At 62.4% G+C, this 14,762-nt stretch carries 11 protein-coding genes and 1 tRNA gene; 6 read left to right on the top strand and 6 right to left on the bottom strand.

The window, feature by feature from the left end:
- Nucleotides 1–230 precede the first annotated feature (230 nt).
- From BLQ49_RS07150 to BLQ49_RS07135, 4 genes are all read right to left on the bottom strand, one after another.
- Nucleotides 231–1,034, bottom strand: a complete 804-nt coding sequence (locus tag BLQ49_RS07150; protein ID WP_091714568.1) for a glycosyltransferase family protein — start codon at nucleotides 1,032–1,034, stop codon at nucleotides 231–233.
- Nucleotides 1,035–1,044: 10 nt separating this feature from the next.
- Nucleotides 1,045–2,259, bottom strand: a complete 1,215-nt coding sequence (locus tag BLQ49_RS07145) for a class I SAM-dependent methyltransferase (RefSeq protein WP_091714566.1) — start codon at nucleotides 2,257–2,259, stop codon at nucleotides 1,045–1,047.
- 9 nt (nucleotides 2,260–2,268) lie between these two features.
- Nucleotides 2,269–3,162 carry an NAD-dependent epimerase/dehydratase family protein gene (locus BLQ49_RS07140; RefSeq protein ID WP_091714565.1) on the bottom strand — a complete coding sequence of 298 codons (894 nt, stop codon included), beginning with the start codon at nucleotides 3,160–3,162 and terminating at the stop codon, nucleotides 2,269–2,271.
- A 381-nt stretch (nucleotides 3,163–3,543) separates the two neighbouring features.
- Nucleotides 3,544–4,590, bottom strand: coding sequence for a saccharopine dehydrogenase family protein (locus BLQ49_RS07135; protein WP_091714563.1), 1,047 nt, complete (start codon nucleotides 4,588–4,590; stop codon nucleotides 3,544–3,546).
- A gap of 203 nt (nucleotides 4,591–4,793) precedes the next feature.
- Here BLQ49_RS07135 and BLQ49_RS07130 point away from each other — a divergent pair, with 203 nt between their 5' ends.
- Nucleotides 4,794–5,534 carry a hypothetical protein gene (locus tag BLQ49_RS07130; protein ID WP_244507488.1) on the top strand — a complete coding sequence of 247 codons (741 nt, stop codon included), beginning with the start codon at nucleotides 4,794–4,796 and terminating at the stop codon, nucleotides 5,532–5,534.
- 108 nt (nucleotides 5,535–5,642) lie between these two features.
- A complete protein-coding gene (putA, locus tag BLQ49_RS07125) occupies nucleotides 5,643–9,311 on the top strand; it encodes a bifunctional proline dehydrogenase/L-glutamate gamma-semialdehyde dehydrogenase PutA (protein WP_091714560.1) in 3,669 nt (1,222 codons plus the stop codon).
- Nucleotides 9,312–9,375: 64 nt separating this feature from the next.
- Here the strand turns inward: putA and BLQ49_RS07120 are convergent, their stop codons facing one another.
- Together BLQ49_RS07120 and BLQ49_RS07115 are read right to left on the bottom strand one after the other, a co-directional pair.
- Nucleotides 9,376–9,669: a DUF2218 domain-containing protein gene (locus BLQ49_RS07120; protein ID WP_091715086.1), complete on the bottom strand. Its 294-nt coding sequence runs from the start codon at nucleotides 9,667–9,669 to the stop codon at nucleotides 9,376–9,378.
- Nucleotides 9,670–9,924: 255 nt separating this feature from the next.
- Nucleotides 9,925–11,376 (bottom strand): FAD-binding oxidoreductase, encoded by a 1,452-nt coding sequence (locus BLQ49_RS07115; protein WP_091714558.1) that lies wholly within the window; start codon nucleotides 11,374–11,376, stop codon nucleotides 9,925–9,927.
- 134 nt (nucleotides 11,377–11,510) lie between these two features.
- Here BLQ49_RS07115 and BLQ49_RS07110 point away from each other — a divergent pair, with 134 nt between their 5' ends.
- The 4 genes from BLQ49_RS07110 to BLQ49_RS07095 all read left to right on the top strand — a co-directional run.
- Nucleotides 11,511–12,206, top strand: a complete 696-nt coding sequence (locus BLQ49_RS07110; RefSeq protein WP_091714556.1) for a fumarylacetoacetate hydrolase family protein — start codon at nucleotides 11,511–11,513, stop codon at nucleotides 12,204–12,206.
- A gap of 19 nt (nucleotides 12,207–12,225) precedes the next feature.
- Nucleotides 12,226–12,690 (top strand): NUDIX domain-containing protein, encoded by a 465-nt coding sequence (locus tag BLQ49_RS07105; RefSeq protein ID WP_091714555.1) that lies wholly within the window; start codon nucleotides 12,226–12,228, stop codon nucleotides 12,688–12,690.
- A gap of 108 nt (nucleotides 12,691–12,798) precedes the next feature.
- Nucleotides 12,799–12,873, top strand: a tRNA-Gly gene (locus BLQ49_RS07100).
- A gap of 1,183 nt (nucleotides 12,874–14,056) precedes the next feature.
- Nucleotides 14,057–14,762: TonB-dependent receptor plug domain-containing protein (locus BLQ49_RS07095; RefSeq protein ID WP_167627653.1), on the top strand; the 706-nt coding region annotated here is incomplete at its 3' end.

Below are 14,762 nucleotides of genomic sequence, written 5' to 3'. Positions count from 1 at the left end.
ACATGGATCACTTGAAGTGCTCACACCCCACGCTTGAGAGCATCGGTTCATTCCACATACGTCCAGCGAGGCGTGGCAAGGAGGAGCCGGGGTGCGGGATGCAAGAACAGCACGTCCCAGAGGGCGTATCGCTGCTTAAGCCCATTCGGGACAAGTTCCTGGCCGTTGATCGATCGCACGGGCTCGACAGTCATCGTCATGGGGATCAAACGTCGTCGCTGTTTGAGCCCTCAGACGATCGATCCGAAGCAATGTTTGGTTGCTCGCCGATAAACCTCGACGTTACGCAGATCCTGCGCTTTTTCCGCTTCCGTTTGCCGCAGTATTTCTAGTTCTTGATAATCTAATAAATGATGAAATCCAAGTTTGAGTTCCCGATCTTTCTGCGGAATTCTATGTTTAATGTTGAGTTTTCGAGCAATCATATCTTCAGTCCAGGGACCGAACCCGAACCATAACACGAGAAGATCATCACATTGTTTCACGCCGGTATGATATGTTTCATGCCGGCCCAGGCGATAAGCACCGTCCATTCGACAGTGCAGCAAACGCTCTCTCGATCGGAAGCGTAGAAAACTCAGGACTTCATCGGCTTCGAAAAAACCAAAATGGTGCTGTGCAACGAGGCTCTTCGATCTGTCTGGCTCAGGCAGACGCTTATTGATCGGGTCTGCGATGATCACGCCTTGGCTCACCAGTGCCGTATCCCCATCGCTTTCTGCCCGCTGCAAGAGTCCATCAAGATCTTCACAGCAAAGAAATTCGGTCGTATTGAGAGCAATTTTCCAGCCGGAGATAGAGTTTTCAATGTCCATCACTTCTGCGTCGCAATCTACGGCGCTGAAATGCGAATTGCGCGAATTCACAACGGTCCAATGAGGCGCGTATTGGTTAATTATGTCACGGGTATCATCTGTTGAGTTATAATCAATCAGAATGCCATGGTCGAACATATTTAGGTGATGTTCGATCCACCACCGCATAAGATAGCCTTCATTGTAGAAATGTGAAATGACCGTTTTTTGTAAGGGCATAGTATGAAGCCTAATAGCTATTTATCTGCACGTTCGGAAAATAAGTTAAAAAACGATCATGTTTATTTGACCGAACCTGCTTGATGCGGTTTGAAATTTCAGAATAGAAATTCCAGGCGAGCACCAGCACGAACAATGGGCATTGTTCTTCATTGAGAATATCGGGGCTTACGATTTCGACATTTGTTCCGGGTAAAAGAAGTCCTACTTTTAGTAGATTGTCATCAATAATATAATTAAGCTCAATACCAGAAAAATTCAGAAACGTCATTCCCTTCGCGGCAACACCGTAACCAATGATTTTGTATCCGGCTGATTTGTGCCAGCTGACAAGATCCCGGACAAGATTGACCGTTGATACAGCGCGCTCTGCGAAGCGGATATATGTCGGCAGTTCGTAATATCCAAGCAATTTCTCTTGCTGTTCTATCGCGAATGGAGCTTTGGAAGTTGCGTCGCTTTCCTCCCGTGCGAGTTCAAACAGGTAAGACGTGCCGTGGACAGGAACGTATTCGATATTGATCAATTTCAAACCCGCACGCCGGGAAAGTTCTCTGAAGGAATTGCAGGTAAAGAACGAATGATGCTCATGGTAGATAGTGTCAAATTCGCCGTTCTGAAGCATCAAGGCCTGAGAAGTTTGGATGAAGATCCTGCCTTGCTCGTCAATTGAATCAGCGCAAGCTTGCAGGAAAGAAAGCGGATCGGACACGTGTCCCAATACATTCATTGTGACAATTACATCAAATTTTTCATCAAACGAAGCTGCGATATCTGACGACCAGTATGCAACCCGCGTTGGAACGCCTTTGGCAGCTGACAATTCTGCCAGATTCTTTGCTGGATCGACGCCTTGAACAATGTGCGACCGATCTTTAAACTCTTGCAACAAACTTCCATCATTGCTTGCGATGTCGAGAACACGAAGGTGCTGCCGGCCGAGTATAGCTTCGACCTTCAAGACAAAATCTGCAAAATATGCTTTGAGCGTCTGAGTCGTCCCACTAACGTAAAGGTAGTGTTCGAACAATTTCGAGGGATCAACGGCAGCAGATAGTTGGCTATGCCAGCACCGCGTACAGACACGTACGGCAAGTGGATAGAGGTCGAGTTGTTGACCCGGTGGATGACATGAGTTTGCGAGAGGCTGGGATCCGAGATCTAGATATGTATGCAAATCCTCGCTATCGCAGGCGACGCAGCGGATAAGATCTTTATAATCCAAAAATGCCTCCTACTTTTTGTAGTGTTCAACTAACTCGTCAACTATTGTTTCGACAGTCGCGGTTGGGCAGAAACCAAGCTCTGTAGCTGCTTTTTTATTTTCCATGCTAAAATCGTAGGTCTCTGTCGGTGGGTGCACTTCAGTATTGCATTTGAGATAAGTAGCGATGCGCTCGGCAATTTCTGAGACCGAGGCGTTGAAGCTGCACAGGTTGTAAATTCCGGGCGCAGCATTGTTAGACAAAATCAGATCGATTGCCATGCATAAATCAGAAATGCCTAAAATTGGACGACGGACGTGTCCATTGAAAATCTTTATTTTTCCTACCTCGATCGCATCCTTGACCATCGCATTGATCATCAAATCCGGACGCAGATTCGGGGATGCGCCGCAGACCGTGCCGAATCTCAGAGCGTAAGCGTTTTCGTACAACAACGACGCGATCCCGTCGCAAGCGTACTTGGAGAAATCGTACATGTTGCTGAAGTTAAAGGTCTTCCAGCCTTCATCGACTGCCACTCCGCCGACGCCTGTATAGATACTGGATGAACTTGCATACAACAGTTTCTGGCTATCGAGCTTGCTTATCAAGTTCACAAACTTGGTGAGATTATTGTCGATTGCACCAAATGGATCAGCAACAGATTGTTTGACGTTGGAATGAGCAGCAAGTAGAATAATAACATCATACCGCCGAAGTTTATGTGCTGGAAAGTGATTGTAATCGATTTTCACATTATCATTGCTCACAAAATTGCCGCGAGACTCAAGATCAACAGTGTCGACAGATGTGTATCTTTTCTTCAGATGCAAATACAGCCGACTTCCTATGTAGCCAGTTCCACCAAATATTAATATGGAAGGATCTTTGCGGAGTTGACTATTAGGTATACGCGAACTCATGATACTTTGCCGTCGGCAATAAACAACATGACCTGCTCTTTACAGACCTATCGGAAGAATGCAACACGAATTTATAGACTGTAGATAAGAACGTTAAAGATCTCTTTTAACTGCAAACTTGAATGATGTATCTTGTGCAATTGGTATGATAACTTATATGCGCCTTGTCTTTTACAGATTTTGCGATAAGGGCGTAATAATACCGGTCATTATGCTCTGGACGACAGCATCGGTATTACCCATAATTGGCATAAATAATTAGAATTGAAATGTGTTCAACTCTATCGTCGAAGACTGTTTATCATCAAACAAAATCAGGAATTCTGGTTTTACAAACTCGAATTTGTTCCGGAGTTATTAGACGTTTACTTTGGCGGGCGTTCAGAGGTCCGTCCGCGCCACGTCAGGGAAATCCAGTATAAAGTCCGGCCCGAGAGCGGTCACCGGCGTATGGAAGCCTGTCGGCACCGCACCGGAGGCGACGCGGCAGGCTACCGCCAGGGCTGTCGCGACCGTAAGGGTATAGCCCTCGGGCGTCTCCAGGCGGCTGGCCGCCCTTCGCCCTTCGTCATCCCAGGCTTCGGCCAGAAACGTGCTGCGCGCCGTTTCTCGCGCGACTTCGGATGGCCCCTCCGGCAGCCGGTCGATACCGCGGTTGATCAGCCGCTGCGCTATACCGCCTGCGATGACTCTCCGGATGCCCGCCGGCAGGCCGGCCGCAGCCGCCATGGCGGGGAAAGCCTCGAAATACACGTCGATGTTGGGGACGCCGGTCGAGTACCACGCACTCGACACGTCGCCCCAGCCGAGACCTACGGTCCGGCGCGGGCCGCGGCCGAAATCGGCGCTGCCTCGGGGCGGGCTCCGCAACTCGACGATCTGGCCGTTCCGGCGCACCCGCGTCCCCCAGGCAATACCCTCGACCATGGTGCGGGCGGTGCCCCGGCTGAAGCCGCCGAAGCCGCCAATCGAGATCCGCAGATGGGTCGCACCGGGAAGCCGCCGGACCACATGGGCCGCAAGGCAATCGCTCGGCACCACGTCGAAGCCCGCTGCCGGCAGGAGCACGATGCCGGCCGCCTTCGCCTCAGCGCCCCGCGCCGCGAGTGCCTCCAGGACACTGATCTCGCCGGTGATATCGACGTAATGCGCGCCCGTGGCGAGGCATGCATCCGCCATCGGCCGCGCCGTCTTCGAGAACGGGCCGGCAGCGTGAATCACGGCCGCGATCCCAGCCAGCGCCGTGCGCAGACGCTCCGGCTCGTCCAGGCGCGCGACGCGCGTTTCGAGACCGAGGCGCGTCCCCAGCGGCCCCAGCTTATCCGGATCGCGCCCGCCCAAGATCGGTCGCAGACCCTGTGCCACGGCGTGTTGCGCGAGGAGCGTGCCGGTGTAGCCCGTGGCGCCGTAGATGAGGATCGTGCCCATGGTGCGGGTTCTGCCACTGTGACCGCGTGTGTCAAAGCGCGCCGTTCGACGCTGACATCGGGCGCATCGATCCTTGACCCCGGCCCTGGCCGGACGGCCAATGCCCCCGAGCCAGTCCCGATTCGATCAGGAACGGTGTGACGATGCGCTTGATCTACCGACCCCTAACGGTGTGCCTGCGTGGCGCCAGCACGGGAGGCCTCTTGTTCGTCTTGGCCTTCCCGGCCTGCGCGGCCGATCGGCTGGTGGTGCTGAAGGCAATGCCGGACCTGAGGTCCGGTATCGCGGCGATGCCGCAGATCGATGCGCCGGCCGACGATGCAGAGCGCCGCATCAACGCCGCTCTGCGGGCCCTCGACGGCAAGGTGCGCAAGGCTGATCAGGCGTGCCGGACCGAGGGCGGTGCGCACAGCGGTTGGACCCGGACGATTCAAACGCCGATGCGCGGCCCTCGCTTCGTGAGTTTCGCGATCACCGACGACGTCTTCTGCGGTGGGGCCCATCCGGACGTCGGCACCATGTCGATCGTCTACGACATGACCACTGGCGCACCGGTTGACTGGACCACGCTGCTACCTCCAGCCCTGACCGGCAAGGTCGCCCTCGCGGAGGGTTCGGACGGGACCAAGATGGTCACGCTCGCCTCCCAGAGGTTGCACGCCCTGTATCTTCGGTTCTATCGCCCCAAGGCGGGCGGTTCCAAGCGCGACGGTGACGACTCGGAATGCCGCAAGGCGGTCGCCGAGAAGATGTTCGACGACTCGCCTCCCGCCATGATGGCGTGGCTCGACGCCAAGGCTGGTGGCCTCGCCGTCCAGTTCGACCTCGCACATGTCGTTCAGGCCTGCGCCGACGCAGTCGTCATTCCGAACGCCGTGCTGCGGAGCGAGGGCGCGAGCCCGATCCTGACCGATGCGATCGACGCGGCGCATGCAAAACCGTGATGGCTCCATGAGCGGTCTTCAACCGAGGGGGCTTAAATCGCGGCTTTGCACCGCGTAGCCTGAGCCGAGTCGGCCTCCGCGCCGGCGCAGCGGTCCGGGGGATGGTTCATGCTCGCATCCCGCGACATCCATGGCGACGCCGATACGTTCGATCCGATCGACGCGCCCACTCTGTCACCGTTGCGTCAGGCCGTGATCACGGCCAGCCGCCGGCCTGAACCGGACTGCATCGCGCCCCTGCTCGATCAGGCAAGCCTGTCCGCTGCGGCGGCGGAACGTGTCGCGGCTACGGCCCGCGGTCTGGTGGAGTCCCTGCGGCACCGCGTCCGTCGCGGCGGGGTGGAAGGCCTCATCCACGAATACACCCTGTCGAGTGAGGAGGGCGTCGCGCTGATGTGCCTCGCCGAGGCGCTGCTGCGCATCCCGGACCGTGCCACCCGCGACGCGCTGATCCGGGACAAGATCGCGGGCGGGGATTGGGCAGCCCATCTGGGACACAGCCCGTCGCCATTCGTCAACGCGGCGACCTGGGGCCTGCTGATAACCAGCCGGCTGGCCGCGACCCGGAACGAGGCGGGCCTGTCCAGCGCGCTCACCCGGCTGATCGCCCGCGGCGGTGAGCCTCTGATCCGCAGGGGCGTCGATCTCGCCGTTCGGATGATGGGTGAGCAGTTCGTCGCCGGCCGGACCATCGCAGAAGCCCTCCGCCACGCTGGGCGGATGGAGCGACAGGGCTTCGCCGCCTCGTACGATATGCTGGGCGAGGGGGCCCGCACTACGGAGGATGCCGCGCGGTACCTTGGCTCTTACCAGGAAGCAATCCGCGCGATCGGCCAGGCCTCGGGCGGCCGCGGCGTGCTGCGCGGTCCGGGCATCTCGATCAAGCTGTCGGCGCTCCACCCGCGCTACGTCCGGGCGCAACGCGGACGCGTCCTGGCCGAGCTTGTGCCCCGGGTGCTGAGCCTCGCGCAGCTGGCGAAGGCCTACGATATCGGCCTGAACATCGATGCCGAGGAGGCCGACCGCCTCGACCTCACCCTCGACATTCTGGAAGAACTCGCGGTCGCGCACGAGCTGGCTGGCTGGGACGGCCTTGGCTTCGTAGTCCAGGCCTACGGCAAGCGCTGTCCCTTCGCAATCGAGGTGCTGATCGACCTCGCCCGGCGCAGCGGGCGACGCCTGATGGTACGCCTCGTTAAGGGCGCCTACTGGGATAGCGAGATCAAGCGTGCGCAGGTGGACGGGCTCCCCGCTTTCCCCGTCTTCACCCGCAAGGTTCACACCGACGTGTCGTACCTCGCCTGCGCCCGTCGGCTCCTTGCCGCCCCGGACGCGGTCTTCCCGCAATTCGCCACTCACAACGCGCAGACGCTCGCCAGCATCGTGGAGATGGCGGGGCCGGACTTCCACCTCGGCCAATATGAATTCCAATGCCTGCATGGGATGGGCGAGCCGCTCTACGCGGACGTGGTGTCGGGCTCCGGCCTACGGCGCCCGTGCCGGATCTACGCGCCCGTGGGGGCGCACGAGACTCTGCTCGCCTACCTGGTCCGGCGTCTTCTGGAGAACGGGGCGAACACCTCCTTCGTCAACCAAGTCGCCGACGCATCCGTGCCGGTGGAGACGCTGATCGCCGACCCGGTCGCGACGGTGAACGCCATGCCGGTCCCGGGCGCACCGCACGAGGGGATCGCTCTGCCCTGCGCGCTCTACGGTTCCGTCCGGTTCAACGCCGCCGGCCTCGATCTCGCCGACGAAGCGGCCCTCGCCCAGCTGTCGAAGGGGCTGGCGGCGAGCGTTCGGACCGTGTGGCGGGCGATGCCCCCCGGGGGCGGTGGGACCGGAGAGGCCGCGCCCGTGCGCAACCCCGCCGATCCCGCGGACGTGGTCGGCTCCTGCCATTCGGCCACGCCTTCCGACATCATCCGTGCACTCGCGCGCGCCGAAGCCGCCGCGCCGGCCTGGGCAGCGCGGTCGGCAACCGAGCGGACCTCCGGCCTGCTGCGCGCCGCCGGGGAATTCGAGGTCCAGATGCCGATGCTCGTCGGCCTGATCGTGCGTGAGGCCGGCAAGACCTTCGCCGCAGCCGTCGCGGAAGTCCGCGAGGCTGTGGATTTTCTGCGCTTTTACGCTGTGGAGGCCGAGCGAAACCTGAAGGCGGAGCACGAACCGCTCGGGCCGGTCGTATGCATCGCGCCGTGGAATTTCCCACTGGCGATCTTTGTCGGGCAGGTGGCGGCCGCTTTGGCGGCGGGCAACACGGTTCTGGCCAAACCAGCCGAGGAGACGCCGCTCGTCGCCGCCGAAGCCGTGCGGCTGCTCCAGGCGGCGGGCGTTCCCGAGGACGTGCTCCAGATCCTGCCCGGCGATGGCGTGGTCGGTGCCGCTCTGGTTGCGGATCCGCGGGTCCAGGGCGTGATCTTCACCGGCTCGACGGCGGTCGCCAAGGAGATCCAGCATTGCTTGGCTCAGCGCCTCGGCCGCCACGCCGAACCGGTGCCCCTCATTGCCGAGACCGGTGGCCAGAACGCCATGGTGGTGGATTCGTCCGCCCTCCCTGAGCAGGTCGTGGCGGATGTCATCGCCTCGGCCTTCGACTCGGCCGGACAGCGCTGCTCGGCCCTGCGAATCTTATGCCTGCAGGAGGACGTCGCCGACCGGGTGCTGCATATGCTGAAGGGCGCCCTGCGCGAGCTGACGATCGGCGATCCCCGCCGCATCCGCGTCGATATAGGCCCGGTAATCACTGCGGCGGCGGCTAACGGGATCGCCGGCCATGTGGCGGCGATGCGCGTCCGGGGCTTTCCCGTTGAGCAACTTGCCCTGCCGCCCGAGGCGACCGGCGGGACCTTCGTACCCCCAACCCTGATCGAGATCGGCCGCGTGGCCGATGTCGAGCACGAGGTCTTCGGCCCCGTGCTCCATGTTCTGCGCTACCGGCGGACGGAGCTCGACGATCTTCTTTCCGATCTTGAGGCAGCTGGCTACGGCCTGACTTTCGGCCTGCACAGCCGCATCGATGGAACCATCGCCCGGATCCTGGGCCGTGTCCGCGCCGGCAACCGCTACGTGAACCGTAACATGATCGGTGCGGTGGTCGGCGTGCAGCCCTTCGGCGGCTCCGGGCTGTCCGGTACGGGGCCGAAAGCCGGCGGTCCGCTCTATCTCGGACGCTTGGTCCGAAGAGCGCCGGATTCGATCCTTGATGGACTTGCCGGTTCGGGCTTTCCCGTTCCCTCCTATCTCGACTGGCTGGCCGCGCGGGGGCATGGCTCCCTGGCCCATCGTCTGGCGGCGGCGCGCTACCCAGCCAATCACGAGATCGCCTTGGCAGGACCGGTCGGTGAACGGAACCTCTACGCGCTGCGGCCGCGTGGGCTCGTCGCCGCTGTGGCCGAAACCGAAGCGGGCTTGCTGACTCAAATCGGGATGATTCTGGCCTGCGGGAACCGGGCTGTCGTCGTCGGAAGGGAAGGGGCCCGCCTGCTCCTACGGGACCTTCCAGCCGACCTCGCGACGCGCGTCGCGCATGCGCCCGACCTCGATCGCGCGGGCGACGTCCGTGCGATCTTGTTCGAGGGCGCGGGGGAAGGCCTGCGCGCCGTCAACTGCGCCGTCGCGGCGCGGGACGGCGCGATCCTGCCGATGCAGGCCCGCACGTCGAACGCGTTGGCCGACGGCGATTTCTACTGGGCAGCCGGTCTGGTCGAAGAGGTCTCGACCGCGATTAACACGGCTGCCGCCGGAGGCAACGCCAGCCTGATGAGTATCGGCTAAGGGGCCTTCGGCGATTCGCTCGCCAGAGCAGGCGAGGCACCGGACAACCCCATCCGAAAGCGCTTCAGGCTGCGCGCGACCAGCGGATGTCGCCGAGGCTCTCGCGGAAGGCGAAGCGAGCCAGATGATCTGCCACCACGTTCTCGAGCCGTGTGAGGTTGACCGGGTCCGTGCTGTCGATGCGCATCACCAGCGCGTCCGGTTCGGCGTCGAAGGTGCAGACGCGATCCTCGCCGAACGGAACAGTACCGTGCTCAGGGGTCGCCTCAACCTTGAACTTGTGGCTCCAGTGCCGGCAGAGCTGCTGCAGATAGCGGCTCGCTTCCGTGGTCTGCACGCGGGCCAATGAGGTAGGCATTCCGTCGATCTCCAAAAGGATGTGTCACAGCCTGTCGTTGACGGTTCGTCGCATCATCTCGCATATGCGAGATGGCTTGGACGATGAGCAATTGTCATGCCGGGCCGTAACGGACACGTTCGCGTCGGTCTTAAAAGGGTCTGACGACCGCCTTAGCAGAGGCTTAACGCGGTTGGCCGCCGCCGCCGATGGCCGCGGTGCGTGTCTGTCCTGCACCTGTCTCCGCGCCGAATTATGGCGCGCCGCACAAATTTGTCAGGGTTCGGAGATTGGCCCTGCGACACGCCGAGCGATGATTTTGCCGGGGTTCAGCAGCTGTTCCGGATCGAGCGCATCCTTCAGTTTGCGCATCAGGTCGAGCCCGACGGGATCGCCGTAGCGCTCCAGCTCCTCGCGCTTGATCAAACCCACACCGTGCTCGGCCGCAATCGAACCACCGAAGCCATGCACGATGTCGTGAACGATGCGGTTGAAGCGCCCCCATTCGGCCAGGAAATCTGCCGCCGGCATGCCCGGCGGTTGCGACAGGTTGAAATGGATGTTGCCGTCGCCGAAATGGCCGAAGCCACAGGGGCGCAGGCCGGGCATCTCCGCCATGCAGGCCGCACCAGCCTGCTCCAGGAAATCGGGCAGGCGCGACAGGGGCACCGACACGTCGTGCTTGATCGAGGCGCCCTCGCGGGTCTGCGCCTCGGGGATGCCCTCGCGCAGCCGCCATAAGGCGGTGTTCTGAGCACCGCTCGCCCCGATTGTGGCGTCGGCGATCAGTCCTTGCGCCAGGGCCTCGCCCAGCGCCGATTCCAGCGCCTCGCGCATATCCGAGTCGGGCCGCGCCGAGGCGGCTTCGATGAGCGCGTAGGCTCCGTGCGCCCCGGCCAGCGGTTGGACCGTACCTGGGACATGGCGCAGGACGATCCCCAGAGCGAAGGGTGGCAGGTATTCGAAGGCCGTCAGGTCCCGATCCATCCGCGTCCTCAGAAACACGAACAGATCGAGGGCGGCCCGTGCCGAATCCAGCCCGACGAAGGCGACGCTGGTGCTGCGCGGCTTCGGATACAGCTTCAGCACCGCTGCCGTGACGATGCCAAGCGTCCCCTCCGAGCCGATGAAGAGCTGCTTAAGATCATAGCCCGCATTGTCCTTGCGCAGGGCTCTCAACCCGTTCCAGACTCGCCCGTCAGCCAACACCACCTCGAGACCGAGGACGAGATCCCGGGCATTGCCGTAGGCCACGACCGCGATCCCACCGGCATTGGTGCTGATCCCCCCGCCGATCCGCGCCGATCCGCGCGAGGCGTAGGAGAGGGGGAACAGCAAACCGGCACGCTCCGCGGCGTCCTGAACATCCTGCAGGATCATCCCCGCTTCCACCGTGATGGTGGCATCCACCGGATCGATGGCGCGCAGGCGCGTCATCCGTTCGAGTGACAGGACCACGCCGCCCTGCGGGATCCCGGCGCCGGTGAGCCCGGTATTGCCGCCGAGCGGCACGACCGAAAGGCCAGCCTGGGTGCAGGCGCGGACGGCAAACGCCACCTCCTGGGTCGAGCCCGGACGCAGCGTTGCGAGCGCTGAGCCCGTGAAGAGCTTCCGGGTCTCGGTCACATAAGGCGCGAGATCGTCCGGCTCGGTCAGCACGTGGCGCGGGCCGAGGGCGTCGCGCAAAGCGGCAAGCAGGGTATCGTGCGTGGTCGCTGTCGGAGTCATCGCAAAAATTTTGTAGACCAGAGCGCGCGCTCGACAACCGGCAGTATGGCACGCGGCAGCACTCACCTTACAACGGTCGCGTCGGTCCCGGGCAGCCGATATCCGGCCCTGGACGTTTCACCACAGAGGCAGAGATGCTCTCCGTCATCCAGAATCCGCCCCGCATCGCGCTCCCGATCGTCGGCAGCAGCGACTTTTTCCCTGTCCGGCGCGTGTATTGCGTCGGTCGGAACTACGCCGCCCACGCCCGTGAAATGGGGGCCGATCCGGACCGGGAGCCGCCGTTCTTCTTCATGAAACCGGCCGATGCCCTGCAGATCGTCGGCTCCGAGCCGGCGCCCCACCCCTATCCGCCCAAGACCAGCAACTATCATTTCGAGGTTGAGTTGGTGGCCGCGCTCGCCGGTGGCGGCAGTGACCTTCCGGTCGAGGGCGCCCTCGATCACGTCTACGGCTACGCGATCGGCCTGGATATGACCCGCCGCGATCTTCAGGACGAGGCCAAGAAGCTCTCGCGGCCCTGGGACACCGGCAAGGCGGCGGACAGTTCGGGGCCGATCGGCGCCCTGCATCCGGCCTCGCTGGTGGGCCACCCGGCGCAAGGCCCGATCACTTTGTCGGTGGATGGGGAGACGCGCCAGAAGGGCGATCTCGGTGACATGATCTGGTCTGTGGCCGAACAGGTCGCCTACCTGTCGGGCTATTTCACGCTGCAGCCGGGTGATCTGATCTTTACCGGCACGCCCTCTGGCGTCGGTGCCGTCGAGCGCGGACAGCGCATGGTGGCGTCGATCGCCGGCCTCGGCGCGATCACCCTCGACGTCGTCTGATCCGCGGCTGCGCACAGACATGCTCCTCGACCAGCGGCTGCTGCGGCGCCTGTTCCACCTCGGGGCGCTCGCGACCCGGGGAATGACCCTCGGGGTGCGCGGCGTCGCCGTCGACGCAGAGGGCCGCGTGGGGCTGGTGCGCCACACCTACATCAGCGGATGGCACCTGCCGGGTGGTGGCGTCGAGCGTGGGGAGACGGCGGTCGAGGCCATGATCCGCGAGTTCCGCGAGGAAGCGGAGATCGTCGCCGACGCGCCGCCCCGGCTGATCGGTCTCTACCGCAACGCCGCTGCCGCGCCCCGCGATCACGTGGCGCTCTTTGTCCTGCCATCCTTCACCGTGCTGCGGCCCAAAGCGCCCGACCGGGAGATCGCCGCCTGCGCTTTCTTCCCGCTCGATGCGCTGCCCGAGGGGACGACCCGCGCCACTCGCGCCCGCTTGCGGGAGGTCCGTAAGGGCCTCCCGCCGGATCCGAACTGGTGAATCGTCACGAAGGTGCAAAGAGACGCTTGCGTCGTCCGACGGAATGGTGTTTAGAGAGCCGCGCCGGGGGCCGCCGGCACGAAAGTCCAGGCGGCGCGGCACTAGTGAGCGGGTGTAGCTCAGGGGTAGAGCACAACCTTGCCAAGGTTGGGGTCGAGGGTTCGAATCCCTTCGCCCGCTCCAGTTTTCCCAACCAACTGAATGACTTACAAGGCCGCATCTTTGCGGCCTTTGTCGTTTAGTCGGGTCGTCGAACCACTTCGATGCATTCGCGCGCAGGGGCGGTCATTCCGTTCGAGATCCCTATGGGCCGCGGGTCATAATCACGGCCCCACGCGCGCCAGAGCTCGCTCACCGTACGACGTCAGGGACCATGGATGCCCTGACGTTCCCTGTCGTCCCGTGAACGGACTGGGGCTACCGTGGCCGCATACGGCGCGAGCTTCAGCCGGAAACCTGAACCGTGGCGGGCAGCGCCTGTGCCATGCTCGGGCGATCAAAGTTGAAGCCCTCCGGCCGCTCAACCGGCGCGGCTTACGCTCTCCGCAAAGCTGACTCGGCGGGTCGATCGGATCCGCGTTGCCATGAGGTGGCGGTTCCGGAGGGGGAGCCTGCTGCGACCGCGGCGAGGAATGCTGCTGCTGATTGGCTGGTCGCTGGCGCGCGGCCCGACCTCGCCGCAGGGTGCGCTGATCGGGCCTTCGGTGCCGTACCGGGCCAGGGCATCGGCAAGGTGTTCGGTCATGAAGTCCTGTGGGTGAGGTCGTCGCGACCCAGCCCGCTCGTAGAGATCTCTCCGGGGCCGACGGTACGCAGCAGACACTCCCGGAACGAGGCGCCTCACTTCCGACTCGGGAGCGTCGACGCCCCGGGCGTGGGCGACGGAGGAAGAAGCGGCTCGAACCTTCTGTCGTGACAGAGCCACGTCTCGCGTGACGGTTTCGGCACGCAGGCCGATGCACCTGATCTGCGGCGACTCGCCTGGCGCGTGAGAGAGCGTGCGTCACGCCCCGTCGGAAAACCATTGTGGTTTTGCCGGGATTGGAGGTGGATAGGAACGCTGCGATTCCCGGTTTTGGCCACGTGCAGCGATCGGAGACCCCGGGGCCCGAAATCACATCACCATCGTGCTGACGCGATTGCCGAATGATCCCGATTTCTATTTCCGAACTTGCCCTAACCCTCTGAGAAACTGGCGCAATCGATGTGGCGCCGAAGCCACAGGACGAGTTCGGCGATGAACCTCTGACTGTAAAAATAGCCTCAACACGATCCCGTGATTTGTGCGGATCTGACGAACAAGCATCAGTGCATCGAGCGGACCTGAAAAAGCAGGACGTGGGCATAGACTTGGTTGGGGGAACACATGCGCGCCTTACGAGGCAGCTTGATCGCGTCCGTTGCAATGTTGCCCGGACTGGCACAAGCACAGCAAGCTGTCACACTTGACGAAATCAGCGTCGTCTCGACCTCGCCGGTCGGTGCCGGCGGCGGCAATTCCAGCGGCGCCCTCAACCTCGATCAGGCCGCACAGATCGCCCCCACCGTCCCGCTCGCCCCCGGCAGCGTGCGCCTGCGCGGCTCCGAGCAGCCCCTCAACAAGATCCCCAGCACCGTCGAGACCGTCACGCCGCGCCAGATCGCCATCGATCGCGGCACCGACAACATCATCGCAACCTTCGCCCGCTCGACCCCCGGCGTGAACGTCAACGACTCCCAGGGCAACGGCAACCGCGTCGATCTGAACTACCGCGGCTTCACCGCCTCTCCCGTCCAGGGCGTGCCTCAGGGACTGGCCGTCTACCAGAACGGCATCCGCATCAACGAGGCCTTCGGCGACGTCGTCAACTTCGACCTGATCCCGCCGCAGGCCATCCAGCGCATCGACGTGGTCACCGGCAACCCCGTCTTCGGCCTCAACGCCATCGGCGGCGCGGTCAACATCCAGATGAAGAACGGCTTCACCTGGCAGGGCACCGAGATCTCGGCCTGGGGCGGCTCGGACGGCCGCACCGCCGGCTACCTCGAATACGGCAAGGTGGCGGACAACTGGAGCTTCTACTTCACCGGCG

It is taken from the genome of Methylobacterium phyllostachyos (genome assembly GCF_900103445.1).
GTDB lineage: Bacteria > Pseudomonadota > Alphaproteobacteria > Rhizobiales > Beijerinckiaceae > Methylobacterium > Methylobacterium phyllostachyos.
This window is presented reverse-complemented; position numbering and strand designations above follow the sequence as displayed.

Coding starts and splice junctions, on each gene's coding strand:
- putA (WP_091714560.1), top strand. CDS start 5,643: ATGCTCGCATCCCGCGACATCCATGGCGACGCCGATACGTTCGATCCG.
- BLQ49_RS07150 (WP_091714568.1), bottom strand. CDS start 1,034: ATGCCCTTACAAAAAACGGTCATTTCACATTTCTACAATGAAGGCTAT.
- BLQ49_RS07120 (WP_091715086.1), bottom strand. CDS start 9,669: ATGCCTACCTCATTGGCCCGCGTGCAGACCACGGAAGCGAGCCGCTAT.
- BLQ49_RS07140 (WP_091714565.1), bottom strand. CDS start 3,162: ATGAGTTCGCGTATACCTAATAGTCAACTCCGCAAAGATCCTTCCATA.
- BLQ49_RS07135 (WP_091714563.1), bottom strand. CDS start 4,590: ATGGGCACGATCCTCATCTACGGCGCCACGGGCTACACCGGCACGCTC.
- BLQ49_RS07110 (WP_091714556.1), top strand. CDS start 11,511: ATGCTCTCCGTCATCCAGAATCCGCCCCGCATCGCGCTCCCGATCGTC.
- BLQ49_RS07115 (WP_091714558.1), bottom strand. CDS start 11,376: ATGACTCCGACAGCGACCACGCACGATACCCTGCTTGCCGCTTTGCGC.
- BLQ49_RS07105 (WP_091714555.1), top strand. CDS start 12,226: ATGCTCCTCGACCAGCGGCTGCTGCGGCGCCTGTTCCACCTCGGGGCG.